18 protein-coding genes are annotated in these 17,145 nt (G+C 35.9%); 16 read left to right on the forward strand and 2 right to left on the reverse strand.

What is annotated here, in order from left to right:
• Window position 1: 1 nt before the first annotated feature.
• On the reverse strand, window positions 2-685 hold the full coding sequence (locus tag RM706_RS02360) for a hypothetical protein (RefSeq protein WP_311349416.1): 684 nt from the start codon (window positions 683-685) through the stop codon (window positions 2-4).
• Window positions 682-4,425: a zinc-dependent metalloprotease gene (locus tag RM706_RS02365; RefSeq protein ID WP_311349417.1), complete on the reverse strand. Its 3,744-nt coding sequence runs from the start codon at window positions 4,423-4,425 to the stop codon at window positions 682-684. Before RM706_RS02365 ends, RM706_RS02360 begins: the two co-directional genes overlap by 4 nt.
• 52 nt (window positions 4,426-4,477) lie before the next feature.
• Between RM706_RS02365 and RM706_RS02370 the strand changes: the two genes are divergently transcribed.
• The 16 genes from RM706_RS02370 (at window position 4,478) to RM706_RS02445 (ending at window position 17,118) form a co-directional block, all read left to right on the forward strand.
• Window positions 4,478-5,401 (forward strand): bifunctional riboflavin kinase/FAD synthetase, encoded by a 924-nt coding sequence (locus RM706_RS02370; RefSeq protein ID WP_311349418.1) that lies wholly within the window; start codon window positions 4,478-4,480, stop codon window positions 5,399-5,401.
• Between the two features lie 3 nt (window positions 5,402-5,404).
• Window positions 5,405-6,721, forward strand: coding sequence for an HTTM domain-containing protein (locus tag RM706_RS02375; protein WP_311349419.1), 1,317 nt, complete (start codon window positions 5,405-5,407; stop codon window positions 6,719-6,721).
• 119 nt (window positions 6,722-6,840) lie between these two features.
• The gene (gene serS / locus RM706_RS02380) at window positions 6,841-8,109 is read left to right on the forward strand and encodes a serine--tRNA ligase (RefSeq protein ID WP_311349420.1); all 1,269 of its coding nucleotides are present in this window, start codon (window positions 6,841-6,843) and stop codon (window positions 8,107-8,109) included.
• A 60-nt stretch (window positions 8,110-8,169) separates the two neighbouring features.
• On the forward strand, window positions 8,170-9,957 hold the full coding sequence (locus RM706_RS02385) for a tetratricopeptide repeat protein (protein ID WP_311349421.1): 1,788 nt from the start codon (window positions 8,170-8,172) through the stop codon (window positions 9,955-9,957).
• Between the two features lie 100 nt (window positions 9,958-10,057).
• Window positions 10,058-10,375, forward strand: a complete 318-nt coding sequence (locus tag RM706_RS02390) for a DUF4286 family protein (protein WP_311349422.1) — start codon at window positions 10,058-10,060, stop codon at window positions 10,373-10,375.
• Entirely contained in the window at window positions 10,372-10,689 is a 318-nt protein-coding gene (locus RM706_RS02395) for a gamma-glutamylcyclotransferase family protein (protein ID WP_311349423.1), read from the forward strand. Before RM706_RS02390 ends, RM706_RS02395 begins: the two co-directional genes overlap by 4 nt.
• Window positions 10,690-10,718: 29 nt before the next feature.
• Window positions 10,719-11,588, forward strand: a complete 870-nt coding sequence (rsmA, locus tag RM706_RS02400) for a 16S rRNA (adenine(1518)-N(6)/adenine(1519)-N(6))-dimethyltransferase RsmA (RefSeq protein ID WP_311349424.1) — start codon at window positions 10,719-10,721, stop codon at window positions 11,586-11,588.
• Window positions 11,575-12,927, forward strand: a complete 1,353-nt coding sequence (gene mgtE / locus RM706_RS02405) for a magnesium transporter (protein ID WP_311349425.1) — start codon at window positions 11,575-11,577, stop codon at window positions 12,925-12,927. The genes rsmA and mgtE overlap by 14 nt, the downstream gene beginning before the upstream one ends.
• 10 nt (window positions 12,928-12,937) lie before the next feature.
• The gene (locus tag RM706_RS02410; protein WP_311349426.1) at window positions 12,938-13,303 is read left to right on the forward strand and encodes a cupin domain-containing protein; all 366 of its coding nucleotides are present in this window, start codon (window positions 12,938-12,940) and stop codon (window positions 13,301-13,303) included.
• Between the two features lies 1 nt (window position 13,304).
• On the forward strand, window positions 13,305-14,243 hold the full coding sequence (locus RM706_RS02415; protein ID WP_311349427.1) for a 2-hydroxyacid dehydrogenase: 939 nt from the start codon (window positions 13,305-13,307) through the stop codon (window positions 14,241-14,243).
• A 9-nt stretch (window positions 14,244-14,252) separates the two neighbouring features.
• Window positions 14,253-14,669: a response regulator transcription factor gene (locus RM706_RS02420; RefSeq protein ID WP_311349428.1), complete on the forward strand. Its 417-nt coding sequence runs from the start codon at window positions 14,253-14,255 to the stop codon at window positions 14,667-14,669.
• Window positions 14,670-14,767: 98 nt separating this feature from the next.
• On the forward strand, window positions 14,768-15,214 hold the full coding sequence (locus RM706_RS02425; protein ID WP_311349429.1) for a DUF4199 domain-containing protein: 447 nt from the start codon (window positions 14,768-14,770) through the stop codon (window positions 15,212-15,214).
• 23 nt (window positions 15,215-15,237) lie between these two features.
• Window positions 15,238-15,594: a VOC family protein gene (locus RM706_RS02430; protein WP_311349430.1), complete on the forward strand. Its 357-nt coding sequence runs from the start codon at window positions 15,238-15,240 to the stop codon at window positions 15,592-15,594.
• 12 nt (window positions 15,595-15,606) lie between these two features.
• Window positions 15,607-16,035, forward strand: a complete 429-nt coding sequence (locus RM706_RS02435) for a VOC family protein (protein ID WP_311349431.1) — start codon at window positions 15,607-15,609, stop codon at window positions 16,033-16,035.
• Window positions 16,036-16,152: 117 nt separating this feature from the next.
• On the forward strand, window positions 16,153-16,608 hold the full coding sequence (locus tag RM706_RS02440; protein ID WP_311349432.1) for a DUF1801 domain-containing protein: 456 nt from the start codon (window positions 16,153-16,155) through the stop codon (window positions 16,606-16,608).
• A gap of 123 nt (window positions 16,609-16,731) precedes the next feature.
• The gene (locus RM706_RS02445) at window positions 16,732-17,118 is read left to right on the forward strand and encodes a VOC family protein (RefSeq protein WP_311349433.1); all 387 of its coding nucleotides are present in this window, start codon (window positions 16,732-16,734) and stop codon (window positions 17,116-17,118) included.
• Window positions 17,119-17,145 lie beyond the last annotated feature (27 nt).

The following is a 17,145-nucleotide window of genomic DNA, read 5'->3' on the forward strand; positions in this document are numbered from 1 at the left end:
TTTACAAGACCTTAAAATCAAAAACTCCTGAATCTGAACTATTGCCTTCCGCATCGGTCGTAATAACTTTCCAGTAATATGTCGTGCCCGAGATTACGGTTACATTAGTTTCCAATACTTGTCCATTAGTGCTTACTAATAATGCATTTGGCGGATTTTGCTCAGAAAAATAAACTTCAAATTGTTCAATATCATCTTCAACATCAGCACCGAACCACTCTAAAGAAACTTCATTTGCACTATTCTTTTGGACGGTTGCTCCTGATTTTGGGACAATCAACTGAGCCGGAAATGGTGCATATGTTGTTTGTGAGCCAGAATTATAAAATAACCAATTGTCACTGGTTGCAGTAAGGTCTGAACCTGTATTTGAAGAGGTGACCGACCAAGAAAATGGCGCTCCTTTTTCTATAGATAATGCCACAGAAGTTGAAGCTGAGGTAATGGCTTGTGGCGCATTAGTGTTTAGATTAATTACCGTTAAGGTATATAAATCTGCGTTTTTTGCCGGCATCCATTCAAAAGTAACTTGGCTAAGTTCTTCATTTACACTAATACCTGTCGTACATTCAGAATTTTCGTCAGGAAATATCAATAATGCGCCCTCTGGTGATGGCGGAGGACCATCGTCATTTCCACAACTAATAAATAACACTAAAAGAATAGTATATAAAACTCTTTTCATTGTTTTATCACTTTATAGGTATAACGAATAGCATTAGATGTCAAAACCGCAAAATACAAGCCATCAGGTAAACTAGAGAGGTCAATATTCAACTCCCTGTTAATTCCTTCATAAGCCTTGCTGGAAATCAACTGTCCATTCAACGCAAACAGTTCAAAAAATAGATTTTGCTCATTCCCGCTAATTTGAATAGTAGCAAACTCATTAACAGGATTCGGAAAAAGAATCGGTTTTTGAAAAATAACTATTTGTTCTTCATAAATGCCTTGACAAGGCAAATCAGTCGAAACTTTTAGAGTATTGTTACCATTTTCTAAATCTAGAAGCAGTGAACTCTCCTTTGTTTGAGTTGCTATTCCATTGAGTTCTATAGTATAAAAATCTGCTCCAGAAAATTCTAATAAAACTTGTTGTTTTTCAGTAATTAAGCTAGTAGAAACAGATAATATCTCAGGCTCATCAATCACGATTTCAAAGCATTGCTCCCTAAAGGTAACTGAATCATTGCTTCCTGTTAAACAAAGATTATACGTTCCAGAAGATAAAGCTTGAAAAGAATGCTCATCCATAAAATCAATAACTGAATTTTGCCCATTACCGGTCAAAGTTGCTATATAATTTATTGAAGTATCCGCAGTAGTTATAATAACAACTCCATCATTATTGGATCTACAAGTTTCACTTTCTATCGCAATATTGAAATTATTTTGAGGAAACTCATTTAATGGGCATCCAGAAGTATCAACTTTTAATCCTTTAGGTGTTCCTAAACATAAATCATCGCCATCATCAAACACCCCATCTTCATCATCGTCAGGCCTAAATATACCTTCAACGCAAACTTCCATGGAAAATGCGTCTAATGACCCTCCATCTGAGGCTGCCGTATCTTCAATGGTCAATATCCAATCTCCTAAAATAGACTCTCCATTAAAAGAAGACAAAGAACCCAATGGACTTATCACTCCTTGCAAAGCAGGATTATCGCCACAAACAATTGGTATTCCATCATCATCAAAAACAGCATTGATATTATTAAGGTTTCCGCAAGATTTAGAAGTTAAAATCACGGTATTTCCAGAAGGAGACGTCAAACTAATAATAAGATCTTCTAAAAAGGTATGGGAAATTTCTAGATTTACATTAATATCAGCTACCCGTAAATCTTCAACAAAACTTATCTTGGAAGTAATTACTGAAGGATCTTGAGCAATTATCTCAATAGGTTGTTGATCCGTATCAAACGTCTTGCAATCAATTACTGAGGTAGTAAAGCTAAATGGCAAGCCAAAAATTCCTTCTCCACAATCATTTTTAGGCCTTACACGCCAAAAATAGTTTGTTTCTGCCTGAAGGTTAGAACTCTGAAAAGAACTAAAAGAAGTCGTTGCAGATTCCACAATATTAACAAACAAGTCGTCCGTAGCTATTTGAATATCATACTGTTCTGCATTTACATCATTGACCCACAAAAACTCAGGGTTTACAGAAGTTGCTGTAGCACCATCACTAGGAGAAGTCAATGCCACAGGAGTAAGATTGGCGTCAAAAACCCTCAAAGTAATTGTTGTAGAGCTGCTAAAACCAGGGGCAGTCGCTATTATGTCAATGGGATAATCCCTCGTTTCTAAACTAGAAATATTTGTAATGTCAATTGCAACCGAGGTTCCATTTGAATTAGCAGTTTCAGGAGAAAAAACAGCACTTAAACCAACAGGTAAATTTGCACTAAAACTGACCGTTTCATTAAAACCACCATAGGTTTCCAAAACAAAAGGGACCTGTAGATTATCCGGTTTGCAAACATCATACACCAATTCCTCAAAATTGAGCACTACTGAAGATTCAAGTATTGTGAAGTCTGTAGCATTTATGGCAAAGAAAATATTGCTGCTTGCCATTACCATTACTCTTGCTTCCGTTGTCGCCTCGCCAGGAATTTGAACTAGAGCAGAACCAATATTTGGTACGTTGTCTGCAAGAAGTGTGGGGAAACTAGCCCCTCCATTTATTGAAAGATAAATATCAACTTCTGTGGCATTAACTTCGGTGCCATTTGTATTTGCAACATCCCAAGTAATCTCTTGAACGCTACCCGCATTATAGACTTCATTTGTACTTTGTGAGGTAACCAAAAACGGTCCCGCACTATTGACAACACTAACTTTAACTTCATCTGAGCTTGTTTGCCCGCCTCCTGAAGCATTATCACGCACAGTTAAGGCAAAATTCAAATCACGTTCAATATTGGAGATTGTTTCCCAAGCTGAATTCTCTTCAGGGTTTACCTGTTCCAGCTGTCCGTTAATTACCCTCGAAAGTTTAGGAAAATACCTTTTCGGATTTGTGGAGGGCCTCAAAGATCTAAAATTTGCGCCCACAACATTATCTGGCCCAAAAGTAGCTGTGGTGACCACACCATCATCAATTTGCTCCCAAGTGTAGGTCAATATATCATTTATATCTGTATCACTAGCATTACCAGTAAGAACAAAAGCTGTTCCCTTTGGAATCAAATAGTCATTTAAGGGAACTATTACAGGAGGTACATTGGTTAATGGGCTTACAACTGCACATGAGGTCGTCTGTAAGAAGTCAGCTATTTGTAAAATACTATTGTAATGAAAATAGTCATCACCATTAGGAGCAACATCATTTCCTAAAACAATTCCTGCATAACCCATTATGGTCGTTCCACTTGCAGGTTCGGCTTGCACACCCGTACTTTCCGATTCGAATGACCAGGTATGATTTGCCCCAAATTGATGCCCAAGCTCATGGGCAACATAATCTAAATCAAAAGCATCACCTTCAGGTTCCATAGCAGATGAAAATGCACTACCCTTTCTATTATCAGAACAAACCGATCCAATAAAACCAGCATTACCGTTGTCATTGTCCATATGAAACAAATGACCGACATCGTAATTATCCTCACCTATTATATTTGTCAGCGTATTTTGGACTTGGGCATTCAAATTATTGGTATAAGGATCTGTTGAGGCATTGGTAAAAATGACTTGCTCATTGTTAGAAACCAATTCTAAAGTAACACCTAAATCAGATTCAAAGACCTCATTTATTCTAGTTAGGGTCGCATTGATAGCAGCTAAGGCATCAGAGACCGTTCCGCCATGGTAGTTCGTGTACTCTCCCGTCGTAGAAACCGCAATTCTATATCTTCTCAAAGTCTGATCATCAACCAAAAGATTATTCCTGAAAATCTTAGTAATACCCATCATTTTTGTTTTACACTCAAACGAGGTCTTATTAAAACTGTCTTTATAGACTTTGTATTGATTTTTATCTCTTGAGATTTTTTCTATAAATGTAGTTTCCGTTGAAGCATAATCGATAAGCATTACCTTAATCCCATTTGGTGAAAAACTGAATCTTGCCTTCTTGTTTCGCTCTAAATTCCAGCCAACAAAGGACTTTATCTGCGGATATTTTTTGGATAAATCAGGATGAAAAACAGAACGCTCCTCAACCGCAAAGGCACTCAACTTACCGCTATAATCAGGCAAATAAATTATTTGAGATGCATCAATAGTTATATTATTCAATGCCTTTTTAAAAATTAAAGACTCAAATTCGTAAACTAAGTCTTGGTCTTTTACATTGGATGTAATGGCTTTATTAGATGCAAGAATAGGTTTCCAATATTCATCTTGGGAGAATCCGTAAAACCAGCTGAAAAATATGGTTATTGATAAAACAAGATGTAATTTAGCTTTCATTCAAAAGTGGGGTGACTGTTATCAAAAATACTCCTTTTTTATTTTTTGCTAAGTGGAAACAATCCAAGGTATTTCTAAGTTCAAATCTTCAAAACCAACCATAATTACCATTGGCACCTTTGACGGTGTTCATATTGGCCATAGCAAGATATTGGAACGTCTCATAAATAGTGCCAAAAAATCAAATTTACAATCTGCAGTGCTCACTTTTTTCCCCCACCCGAGAATGGTTTTGCAAAAAGATTCTGATATCAAATTATTGAACAGTCTTGACGAAAAGCAACAGGTTTTAGATTCCATGGGCTTAGATTACCTCATAGTTCACCCCTTCACGAAAGCCTTTTCTAGATTATCAGCACTTGAATTTGTTCGAGATGTTCTTGTTAACCAACTAAATGTAAAAAAGGTGATCATAGGATACGACCACCGCTTTGGAAGAAATAGAAATGCCAATATCAATGATTTGATAAGCTATGGCAATACCTTTGATTTTGATGTAGAAGAAATTCCCGTCCAAGAAATCGATGAAGTATCGGTAAGTTCCACAAAAATCAGAAAAGCACTTTTAGATGGTAATATTGAAGCTGCAAATGCTTATTTGGGTTATGAATTTATGCTTACCGGCACAATCAAAAAAGGGAAAGGTTTAGGAAGGGAAATTGGTTTTCCAACAGCGAATCTTAGTATTAAAGAGACCTATAAACTTATCCCAAAAAATGGTGTCTATATCGTTAAAAGTTCTTTCGACCATAAGACGATTTACGGTATGATGAACATAGGTTTTAATCCAACTGTATCAGGAACGGAGAAAAGTATAGAAATCCATTTTTTTGACTTAAATGAAAACTTGTACCATAAAGAAGTACAGGTTAATTTACTTAAAAAGATAAGGGATGAACATAAATTTGAATCCCTTGAACACTTGCGCGAACAATTAGAAAAAGATAAAGCAACCTCACTTCAATTAATCTCATAGCTCGTGATAAAGCAATTTTTATTTAAGAGAATAGACAATGCGCAACTACTAGTGTTTCGGGTTTTTTATGGACTGCTCGTTTGTGCAGAATGTTTTGGTGCTATAGGTACTGGATGGGTAAGACGAACGTTCATTGAGCCAAAGTTTACATTTAATTTTATTGGTTTTGAATTTCTGCAACCGTTGCCCGGCAATGGTATGTATATTTATTTTTTTGTGATGGGTATTTTGGGTGTACTTATTACTATCGGTTATAAGTATAGATTTAGTGCTTTCACCTTTGCATTTATGTGGGCGGGCGTTTATCTTATGCAGAAGACGTCTTACAACAATCACTATTATCTTTTGATGCTATTGGCATTTATTATGGGCTTTTTTCCTGCCAACAAAAATCTGTCAGTTGATGCTTACCTGAATCCCAAATTGAAAAGCGATAGTATGTTCAATTATTTTCGCTGGATTATTATCACACAACTCTTTATCGTTTACACCTACGCCTCTATCGCAAAAATTTATGGAGATTGGCTTGACTTTAGCATTATCGATATTTTGATGCGAGGCAAGAAAGACTATTTTTTGATTGGGGAGTTTTTGCAGGAAAAGTGGGTACACAAAATTATTGGTTCTTTTGGTATTATATTCGACCTTTTAGTGGTGCCCGCCTTACTTTGGAAACCAACTAGAAAGATTGCGTTCATACTGTCTATTTTCTTTCATCTGTTCAATAGTTTTGTTTTTCAAATTGGAATTTTTCCTTATCTATCCCTAGCCTTTTGCTTATTCTTTTTTCCGCCTCAGACCATCCGAAATATTTTTTTAAAGAAAAAAACCGTATCTATTCCCAAAGCAATTAACCTGCCAAAAAACCATCAATGGGTACTCAGTGCCCTTAGTATTTACTTTGTAGTACAATTACTTCTGCCTTTACGCCACCATACCTTTGTAGATGATGTTTTATGGACTGAAGAAGGACACCGACTAAGTTGGCGAATGATGTTAAGAAGTAGATCTGGTACTATTCGCTATCGTGTGGTCAATAAAGAAACCAAGAAAACCACTCAGATAAATCTGGATGATTATTTAACCAAAAAACAACGAAGAAAAGTAAGTTGTTATCCTGATTTTGCCTGGCAATTCGCGCAGCACCTGAAAAAAGAATACCGAGAAAAAGGTGAAGACATAAGCGTTTTTGTGACTTCAAAAGCAAAAGTAAATAAAGGAAAATATCAGCCATTCATCGACCCAAAAACAGATCTTGCAGCCGTACCCTGGAAACACTTGTCACACAACAACTGGATTTTACCACAAGGAAAAGAGTAAATTACCCTGAGAAAGCCCGCGAGGCGTTCAAATGAAAATCAATCAAAAAATCGATTATCGAGTAAATCTTAGCTGCTTAATGGACAAAAAATTAAATTTGCCCCAGCAAAACAAAATGCATGCTTCAACTACATAGAATACGAGAAGAAAAAGAAAACTTCATCAAAGCTTTAAAAAAGCGAAAATTTGATGCTGGACCTTTGTTTAATGAAATCATTGTGCTTGACGAAAAAAGGAGGACAATCCAAACAGAATTGGATAACACCCTTGCCGAATCAAACAAGCTTTCTAAAGAAATTGGCATGCTCTTCAAATCAGGAAAAGCTGCCGAAGCCAATGAATTAAAGGCTAAAACCGGTAATTTAAAAGAAGCATCTAAAAAACTGGGCGAAGATCTTAATGAAGCTTCCGAAAAATTACAACAATTATTATATCAGATTCCAAACATCCCTCATGATTCTGTTCCTACGGGGGCTTCTGACGAAGACAATGAAGAAGTTTTTCGTGAAGGAGATATCCCTAAATTGATAAACGAAGCATTACCGCATTGGGAGCTTGCTAAAAAATATGACATTATCGATTTTGAACTAGGTGTAAAAGTAACCGGCGCAGGCTTCCCTATTTACAAAGGCAAAGGAGCTAGACTGCAGCGAGCTTTGATTTCCTATTTTTTAGACAAGAATACAGCAGCTGGTTATACTGAAATACAGGTGCCACATTTGGTCAACGAAGCCTCAGGCTATGGCACAGGGCAACTACCTGATAAAGAAGGGCAAATGTACCACGTACAAGCAGACGATTTGTATTTAATCCCAACCGCCGAAGTTCCAGTAACCAATATATTTCGTAATGAGATTGTAAAAAAGGAAGACTTTCCAATCACCTATACAGGATACACCCCATGTTTTAGACGTGAAGCAGGTAGTTATGGGGCCCATGTTCGCGGACTCAATCGTTTACACCAATTTGACAAAGTAGAAATCGTTCGTGTTGAGCACCCTGAGAAATCATATGATGCTTTGGATGGGATGGTGGAACATGTTAAAAATATTCTCCGAGAGTTGAAACTGCCTTATCGTATTTTAAGGCTATGCGGTGGGGATTTAGGCTTCACCTCTGCCCTAACCTATGATTTTGAAGTCTTTTCAACTGCTCAAGACCGCTGGTTGGAAATTAGCTCTGTTTCTAATTTTGAAACCTATCAAGCCAACCGATTAAAGCTTCGTTTTAAAGATGAAAATGGTAAAAACCAATTGGCACATACGCTAAACGGGAGTTCATTGGCCTTGCCGCGTGTTCTTGCCGGGATTTTGGAAAACTACCAAACCGTCGATGGAATTGAAATTCCTGAAGTATTGGTGCCGTATTGTAGGTTTGACCATATTTGATTGATTCAATTTCTGATTCACTTAACATATTAAGGTTGTTTTCTGCGTTATATTTGGGTAATGCGTAGTCTGTTATTTCTTTTTTCGTGCTTTGTACTTCAAACTTCTTGCTTTTCTCAAGAAGACTTTTTGGCAAAACAATACTTTAATGACGGCGAATTTGAAAAGGCAGTAGTTTTCTATGAAAAATTAGTAGAAAAAAATCCGCGAAGAACTGATTACTCAGAAGGTTTAGTTGCCTGCTACCAGCAATTAGAACGTTATAAAGATGCAGAAGAGTTTTTATTGAAAAAGCTTAAGCAAAGTTATACATTCCCTACTTTTTTCATAGAACTGGGTTATAATTATACGCTTCAGCAACAGCCAGAAAAAGCACAAGAATATTATCAAAAAGCCATTCAAAAGATTGATGAAAATCCTAATTATGGATATGGTGTGGGTTATCGTTTTCAAAAATATGCTTTGTTAGATGAAGCTATTGCTGCTTACAATAAAGCCATGGCCCTTAAACCGGAATTAAATTATGATTTTCAACTGGCCCGTATTTATGGAGAACAGGGCAATATCGAAAAGATGTATGAATCATACCTCAGGTTGATTTCTGAAGGTAAAACTTCTCGTTCGAATGTACTTCGCAATATTGATGATTTTATCACAGAAGAACCTAACAATGCAAATAATATTAAACTTAGAAAAATACTACTTCAAAATGCCCAAAAGAATCCTGATATTCTATGGAACGAACTATTAAGTTGGCTATTTGTACAGCAAAAACAATTTAAAAGCGCCTTTGCGCAAGAAAAAGCAATTTACAAACGTGATGAAAGCGGTTCTTTAGATCGATTAAAAAATTTGGGTGAAATAGCATTAGAAAACCAAGACTTAGAAACCGCTATTGACACTTTTCAATATATTGTTGCTAATGCCAGCGATCCAGCTACAAAACTCAATGGGCAATTAAGCTTGATTGATATTGACCTTATTGAAGCTAACGATAAAAAGCTGGCGGCTATTGAAAAGCAATTTATCAAGCTACTTGATGAATATGGTTATCAAAATAGAACTTTACAGTTGCAAATAGCATATGCCAATTTTTTGACCTTTAGAAAAGATAATCCAAAGCCGGCTATCGAGATACTCAAAAAAAGTTTGAACGAACCTTTGGGCAGGTTCGGAGAGGCGTATATGAAAATGGCTTTGGGTGATATTTTAGTTTTTGATGAACGATTTAATGAGGCACTAATCTATTTTTCGCAAATTCAAAAGAAGCTCAAGAATGATGTTTTAGGGCAAGATGCTCGTTTTAAGGTAGCCCAGACCAGTTTTTACAAGGGTGATTTTGATTGGGCATTGACGCAGTTAAAAGTCTTGAGAGGTTCAACTTCTCAACTGATTGCCAATGATGCAATGCAACTTAGTCTTTTGATTTCTGATAACTCTTTAGAAGATTCCACCCGAACTGCTCTGAAAAAATATGCTAGAGCTGATTTATTGGCCTATCAAAAGAAAAACCAAGAAGCCATTATATCGCTAGAAGGTATTTTGCTTAATCATAAAGGAGAAAAAATAGAAGATGAAGCTTTATTGAAACAAGGCAAACTTTATGAAGAATCCAAAGATTATGACAAAGCGCGTTTCAATTACCAAAAGATTGTTGAGTTCTATGGAACTGATATTTTAGCTGATGATGCCTATTTCGCGCTAGCACAACTTTATCAAAATGTGTTTAATGAACCTGATAAAGCCAAAGCGCATTATGAAAAAATAATCTATGATTATCAAGACAGTTATTTTTATCCTCAGGCACGCAAAAATTTTAGAAAATTAAGAGGTGATTTAGTCAATTAAGTGCTATTATTGATATACTGTTAATGTGTTGATTTTTCTTTCCCCAAAAAACCTCATTAACAATTATATCCTATATTATTAATTCTTTTAAAATCTTTTCATGATTATATACAATGTTACCATCAACATAGATGAATCTGTCCATGACGATTGGTTACAATGGATGAAAGAAAAGCACATTCCCGATATGCTGGCAACAAAAAAATTTAATGCGGCTAAAATGTGCAAGATAATGGTGGAGGAAGATATGGGTGGCATCACCTATTCTGTACAATACGCCACCAAAGACAAAAAAACCCTCGACCTGTATTACAAAGAAGATGCGGCTATAATGCGATCTAAAGGGTTGAAACTATTCGCTGACAAATTTGTTGCCTTTAGAACTGAATTAGAAATCATTAGCGAGCAAGTATCTTGAGAACAACACAATTTCTATTCTCTTACGGTTCATTGCAAGAAGAAAAAGTTCAATTATCTGTGCTAGAAAGAAAGTTAAAAGGCAAATTTGATACACTTATTGGTTATAAAAAATTTGAAAAGAAGCTGATGAACAAATATCCAATAATTGAAAAAACAAACAATTCAAAAGATAAGGTAAAAGGCATCTTGTACCAAGTATCAAATCTCGATATCTACAAAATTGATCTCTATGAATCTTTGGCATATTCAAGAACATCAGTAACCTTAAAATCGGGGACAAAAGCTTGGGTTTACATTCCAAGTTTCAATTGAACTTGCTATCTTGCGATTAAAACACCCCCATGCCTAAAAAAGGGAAACAAAAAAGCGCTTTTCACAAACAGAAGCGAAACAACAACGGGCATGAAAACTCACTGGTAAAAGCCAAAAAACATTTAGGACAACATTTTCTAAAGGACGAAAAAGTTGCACAAGACATTGCCGACACTCTTTCTTTAGAAGGTTATTCCAATGTAATTGAAATAGGGCCTGGTACCGGTGTATTGACCAAGTACCTGTTGATGCGAAATATAGATCTCGTCGCAATGGACTTAGACGAAGAGTCTATTGTTTATTTAAACCATACTTTTCCTCTAGAACATCCTAAGCTTCTACAGAATAACAGGTTAAATGTTATTGAAGCTGATTTTCTAAAGTTTGATTTGAGGCAACTTTATGGAGACGAACAATTTGCCATAATAGGTAACTTTCCGTACAACATTTCTAGTCAAATCGTTTTCAAAATGCTGGAGATGCGAAAACAAGTACCCGAGTTTTCAGGAATGTTTCAAAAAGAGGTGGCAAAGCGTATCTGTGAGAAAGAAGGCAGTAAGGCCTATGGCATTTTATCAGTATTGGTACAAGCATATTATGATGCCGAATATTTGTTTACCGTGCACCCACAAGTTTTTGAACCGCCTCCAAAAGTACAGTCTGGTGTTTTACGCTTAAAAAGAAAGAAAGACTTCAAATTAGATTGTGATGAACGACTGCTCACAAAAGTGGTGAAAGCTGCTTTTAACCAACGTAGAAAAACGCTCCGTAACAGTCTCAAGAGTTTTAATTTATCAGATAATCTCAAAGAAGATATTATATTTGATCGTCGCCCAGAACAAATGGCCGTCAATGATTTTATAGCCCTTACAAAGACGATAGCAAATGATTCCGTTTAAACTCACTGACGAACTTGTAGATAAAATTCAGGTTTTGATTAAAAATCAGAATGATGAACAACTACGGCTATTGATGAAAGAGTATCATTATGCTGATGTTGCCGAAATTGCCAATGAATTACAAGGTGATGAGGCTACCTATCTTATAAAACTCCTTGACAGCGAAAAGACATCTGACATTCTAACCGAGCTCGATGAAGATGTACGAGAAGAGATTTTGAACAATCTCTCTCCCAAAGAAATTGCTGGTGAAATTGAAGAGCTAGATACCGATGATGCTGCTGATATTGTTGGTGAGCTCCCTAAAGAGCTGATTCAAGAGGTAATTTCTAATATTGAAGATAAAGAGCATGCCAAATATATTGTTGACCTACTTCGCTATGACGACGACTCTGCTGGTGGTCTTATGGCAAAAGAGTTGGTAAAGGTCAACGAAAATTGGACGGTCACTACATGTGTAAAAGAGATGCGTGCACAGGCAGAAAATGTGACTAGGGTGCATTCTATTTATGTAGTTGATAATGAAGAAAAACTAAAAGGGCGCCTCTCATTAAAAGATTTATTGACAGTTTCTACAGAAACCTACATAAGTGAAGTTTACATCCCCAAGGTAGACTATGTAACAGCTAATGAAAAGCCTGAAGAAGTAGCTAAAATCATGTCTAAGTATGATCTGGAGGCAATTCCCGTAGTTGATGAGATTGGCCGCCTGGTTGGCCGTATTACAATTGACGATATTGTTGATGTTATTAAAGAAGAAGCAGATAAAGATTATCAGTTAGCAGCCGGTATTTCTCAAGATGTTGAGGCAGATGATAGTATTTGGGAATTGACACGAGCGCGATTACCGTGGTTGATTTTAGGACTTTTTGGTGGTGGTGCAGCTGCTGTAATAATGGGTGGATTTGAAGATATGTTCAGTAAATACACCGTTTTATTTTTATTTACTCCTTTAATCGCTGCGATGGCAGGAAATGTTGGAGTACAATCTAGTGCCATAATTGTGCAAGGTTTGGCAAATGACGACATTAAAGGAAGTGTTGGTAACCGACTCATAAAAGAAATGCTCTTAGCACTATTAAACGGAGTTATTTTAGCTGCTTTACTATTGCTTTTCACATGGTTTTGGAAAGGTAGTTTTAATACTGCTCTGGCCATTTCGGTATCATTAATTGTTGTTATTGTCGTCGCCGGATTTATAGGAACCTTCACGCCGCTATTTCTTCATAAAAGAGGAATTGATCCAGCAATTGCTACGGGGCCTTTTATTACAACAAGCAATGATATTTTTGGAATCTTGATCTATTTCTGGATTGCAAAAATGATATTAGGAATATGAATTTGTACTTATGAAACCAATAAATATCAAAGAAAAACACGCCCTTTTTTCAAAACAATGGCACCCACACCAAATAGCGACTGTTGATGATATGCAGGTGATTCTAGCCAAAATAAAGGGTGAGTTTGTATGGCATTCCCATGAAAACGAAGATGAATTATTTCAGGTTATCAAAGGCACGCTTTATATGCAGTTTCGAGACAGAACAGAAGTCATTAAAGAAGGGGAGATCATTGTTGTGCCCAAAGGCGTCGAGCACTGCCCTCTAACCAAAAGTGATGAAGAAGTTCATTTGTTACTTTTTGAAAAACAACAAACCGCTCATACTGGAAAAGTAGCACATGAAATGACGCAAACGCATTATCCCAAAATTTAAGATGAAGGTACTTCACATTGATTCAAACCACCCTTTATTAATAGAACAGTTCTCAGAACTAGGTTTTGAAAACCACGAAGATTACAAATCAACTAAGGAAGAAATAGAACGTAAAATCCATCAATATGATGGATTGGTCATAAGAAGTAGATTTCCAATTGATGAAGGTTTTCTTGATAAGGCCACGAATCTAAAATTTATTGGGAGAGTTGGTGCTGGCTTAGAGAATATTGCCACAAAGTGCGCAAGAGAAAAAGGGGTTTTTCTGGCTAACGCGCCAGAAGGAAATAGAAATGCAGTTGCTGAACATGCTTTAGGAATGTTACTTTCTTTAATGAACAATATGAACAAGGCCCATAGAGAAGTTCGTAAAGGAAAATGGGACCGCGAAGGTAATCGCGGAGTAGAATTAGATGGAAAAACCGTGGGTATCATCGGTTACGGAAATACAGGGAAAGCCTTTGCCAAAAAACTTCAGGGTTTTGATGTCGAGATTATTTGCTATGACATTATTGGAGGGGTAGGTGATGAGAATGCAAGACAAGTTGGAATATTGGAACTACAACAAAAATCTGATGTAATAAGTCTTCATATTCCTCAAACAGAATTGTCTATTGGCATGGTTAACATAGCGTTTATTGAAGCTTTTCAAAAGCCCTTTTGGTTACTGAATACAGCACGTGGAAAATGTGTGGTTACGGAAGATTTGGTCGAAGGTTTAAAATCTGGAAAAGTTTTAGGTGCTGGATTGGATGTATTGGAATATGAAAAAAAATCCTTTGATTTTGGCGACTTCTTTTTAAACAAACCGCAACCTTTTAAATATTTACGAAAGGCAAAAAATGTATTATTGACCCCTCATGTGGCTGGTTGGACGGTTGAAAGCAAACAAAAATTAGCACAAACTATTGTGGATAAAATCAAAGCTGAATTTTGTTAACTTTATTTGGTGAAGAAAACCATTTTTGTCTTTTCCAGTATTAGTCTTGCCTTGCTTTTGTTATTTCAATTAAGCAAGTACACCTATCTAAGAGATGACTTATCTATCGAAATTATTATAGCTCTTATTGCAATACTCTTCTTAGGTCTTGGTATTTATTTAAACAAAAATAGCTTGCATAAGAATAATAGTGAGGCGACTGAAATTGACCAAAAACAAATTGCAAAGCTAGGTATAAGCAACAGGGAATATGAAGTTTTAGTTGAAATTTCAAAAGGTTTATCAAATAAAGAAATAGCGGAAAAACTATTTGTAACCGAAAGCACGATTAAAACCCATGTTTCAAATATATTGGTTAAACTAGACTCTAAAAGGCGAACACAAGCCATTCAAAAAGCGAAAGAGTTTCATATCCTACCTGCTTAAAGTGCGTTTACTACTTAAGAATGAATCATTTAGTACTTTAGTATGAGTGTTAAATACAAGGTATCCATTAGTTTAGTCCAAACCTTAAACCAATACCTATGAAATCTTCAATAATTAAATTCAGTACCTATGGTATACTTTTCGGCTTTATATCTTTTCTAGCTGGACTGTATTTCGATTTTACCACAAATGAAGTCTTTGGTTACGCCACCATTGTGGCTTCTTTGCTTTTTGTATACTTTGGCATACGACATTTTAGAGACAAACAAAATAGTGGCAAGCTCAGTTTTAAAAAAGGAATGGCTATTGGTTTGCTTATTAGCCTATTTACTGCTATAGGAATTGGCATTGCTGATTATCTTTATACAGCTATCATTAATCCAGATTTTTTAGATGAATATGGCAAAATGATGCAGGCCAAAGACCCCAGTGTTGAAATCATGGAGTTGACAAGTGGACAGGCAGCGCTATTTATGCTAGCAATTGTTTTTATTATTGGCCTTATAATAACATTAATTTCATCACTCATTTTACAACGCAAATAACTCCGTTGACAGCAATAAAAAAAATGAAAAAAAGAGTCGTACATTTTGAAATAGGCTGCAGTGACCTTGAAAAAACATCAAAGTTTTATAGAGCAGTTTTTGATTGGAATTTAAATCAACATGGAAATTCCGCTATCATTGACACAGGAAAAGAAGACGTATTAAGTGGGCATATTAATAAATTAGGACCAGAAGACCCTGAAAATTATATCACAATTTACATTGAAACTGATTCCTTACGTTCTGACTTAGATGCAGTTGTACGAAACGGTGGAGAGATATTTGTAAATCCTGTACAACTGCCTGATGGAAGAGAATTTGCTTGGTTTAAAGACGTGGCCAGTAACCTAATTGGACTAATTACACCTTCACCATCCTAACACAAAAATCGAATGAAAACAACAACATTTCTAACATTTGTAGGCGACCAATGCGGAAAGGCCGAGGAAGCAATAAATTTTTACACTTCCATCTTCCCAAATGGAAAAATTAAAAGCATAATAAAATACTCCAAAGGCGAGGCAGGAGGTACACCCGAACTAATTAAATATGGAGTCTTTACATTAAATGGAACTGATTACATGGTTTCTGAAAGTAATTATGATCATGCTTGGTCATTTACACCAGCAGTTTCCATTTTTATAAGTGATAATTCAGATGATTTGATACAAACACTTTTTGAAAAGCTTTCTTCGAATGGTGGTCAGATAATGGTTCCTCTAGACAGTTACAAGGGTGAAGGAGATTACGGATTTGGTAAAAGATTTGGATGGTGTGAGGATAAATATGGTATATCCTGGCAATTTCTACTTTCTGAATAAATAAGGAAGTATGCATAGAGTTAATAAGTAAACTATTGAAATAAGAATAGGTACCGCCTACTAATTGTGGTTTTGTATCCGCAAAAATAAAAGTATTAATCAATAGCTAATTTCGTTATGAACATAGAAGCCAAAACAGTTAATGAATACCTATCCAAACTTCCTGAGGACAGAAAGGCTGCCGTGACCAACTTACGAGATACTGTAAAAGAAAATTTACCAAAAGGCTTTAAAGAATGTATTAATTATAAAATGATTGGGTTTGTAGTACCACATTCCATTTATCCTGCAGGGTATCATTGCGATACAAAACTTCCATTACCTTTTATCAATATTGCCTCACAAAAGAATTTTGTCGCATTGTACCATTCAGGTATTTATGCGAATACTGATTTATATGACTGGTTTGTGGCGGAATATCCAAAGCACATAAAAACAAAATTGGATATGGGCAAAAGTTGTATTCGGTTTAAAAAGATGGAAAATATTCCTTTTGATTTGATTGCAGAACTATGTCAAAAAATGACAGTTCAGGATTGGGTTGCATTGTATGAGAAAAACGTGAAGCGTTAGTGCATATGGTCAAGTATGTCACACTGAGCGAAGTCGAAGTGCAATCAAAACCTATTATTTAAAAAAACTTGATGTACACTGATAGAAAGATTCCTGCCTACGCAGGAATGAAAAAAGTAAAATATGAAAAATAGAGTAACTGGTTTAGGCGGATTTTTCTTTAAAACAAAAAATCCTAATAAAATTAAAGAGTGGTATAAAAACCATTTAGGGTTAAATACGGACCAATACGGTTGTACTTTTTGGTGGAAAGACAAAGAAGGAAATGATTGTTCCACCCAATGGAGTCCAATGAACGAGGATACCTCATATTTTAAACCTAGTGAAAAGCAGTTTATGATGAACTTTCGGGTAGAAAATTTAAAACAACTTTTAGTAGAGCTAGAAAAGGAAGGTGTAACCATAGTAGGCGAGGTCGAAGAATATGAATATGGAAAATTTGGTTGGATTTTGGATCCAGAGGGTAATAAATTAGAGCTTTGGGAGCCTGTTGATAAAGCCTTTCTTTAACAAAGGAATAATTTATTACATTTAGAC

Origin of the sequence: Croceitalea rosinachiae, from assembly GCF_031846445.1 — a bacterium.
GTDB classification, from domain to species: Bacteria; Bacteroidota; Bacteroidia; order Flavobacteriales; family Flavobacteriaceae; genus Croceitalea; species Croceitalea rosinachiae.

Excerpts from the sequence above, each read along its gene's own strand:
- RM706_RS02390 (WP_311349422.1), top strand. The coding sequence starts at position 10,058 with ATGATTATATACAATGTTACCATCAACATAGATGAATCTGTCCATGAC.
- RM706_RS02365 (WP_311349417.1), bottom strand. The coding sequence starts at position 4,425 with ATGAAAGCTAAATTACATCTTGTTTTATCAATAACCATATTTTTCAGC.
- RM706_RS02410 (WP_311349426.1), top strand. The coding sequence starts at position 12,938 with ATGAAACCAATAAATATCAAAGAAAAACACGCCCTTTTTTCAAAACAA.
- rsmA (WP_311349424.1), top strand. The coding sequence starts at position 10,719 with ATGCCTAAAAAAGGGAAACAAAAAAGCGCTTTTCACAAACAGAAGCGA.
- RM706_RS02425 (WP_311349429.1), top strand. The coding sequence starts at position 14,768 with ATGAAATCTTCAATAATTAAATTCAGTACCTATGGTATACTTTTCGGC.
- RM706_RS02415 (WP_311349427.1), top strand. The coding sequence starts at position 13,305 with ATGAAGGTACTTCACATTGATTCAAACCACCCTTTATTAATAGAACAG.
- RM706_RS02430 (WP_311349430.1), top strand. The coding sequence starts at position 15,238 with ATGAAAAAAAGAGTCGTACATTTTGAAATAGGCTGCAGTGACCTTGAA.
- RM706_RS02445 (WP_311349433.1), top strand. The coding sequence starts at position 16,732 with ATGAAAAATAGAGTAACTGGTTTAGGCGGATTTTTCTTTAAAACAAAA.
- mgtE (WP_311349425.1), top strand. The coding sequence starts at position 11,575 with ATGATTCCGTTTAAACTCACTGACGAACTTGTAGATAAAATTCAGGTT.
- serS (WP_311349420.1), top strand. The coding sequence starts at position 6,841 with ATGCTTCAACTACATAGAATACGAGAAGAAAAAGAAAACTTCATCAAA.
- RM706_RS02360 (WP_311349416.1), bottom strand. The coding sequence starts at position 685 with ATGAAAAGAGTTTTATATACTATTCTTTTAGTGTTATTTATTAGTTGT.
- RM706_RS02435 (WP_311349431.1), top strand. The coding sequence starts at position 15,607 with ATGAAAACAACAACATTTCTAACATTTGTAGGCGACCAATGCGGAAAG.
- RM706_RS02440 (WP_311349432.1), top strand. The coding sequence starts at position 16,153 with ATGAACATAGAAGCCAAAACAGTTAATGAATACCTATCCAAACTTCCT.
- RM706_RS02385 (WP_311349421.1), top strand. The coding sequence starts at position 8,170 with ATGCGTAGTCTGTTATTTCTTTTTTCGTGCTTTGTACTTCAAACTTCT.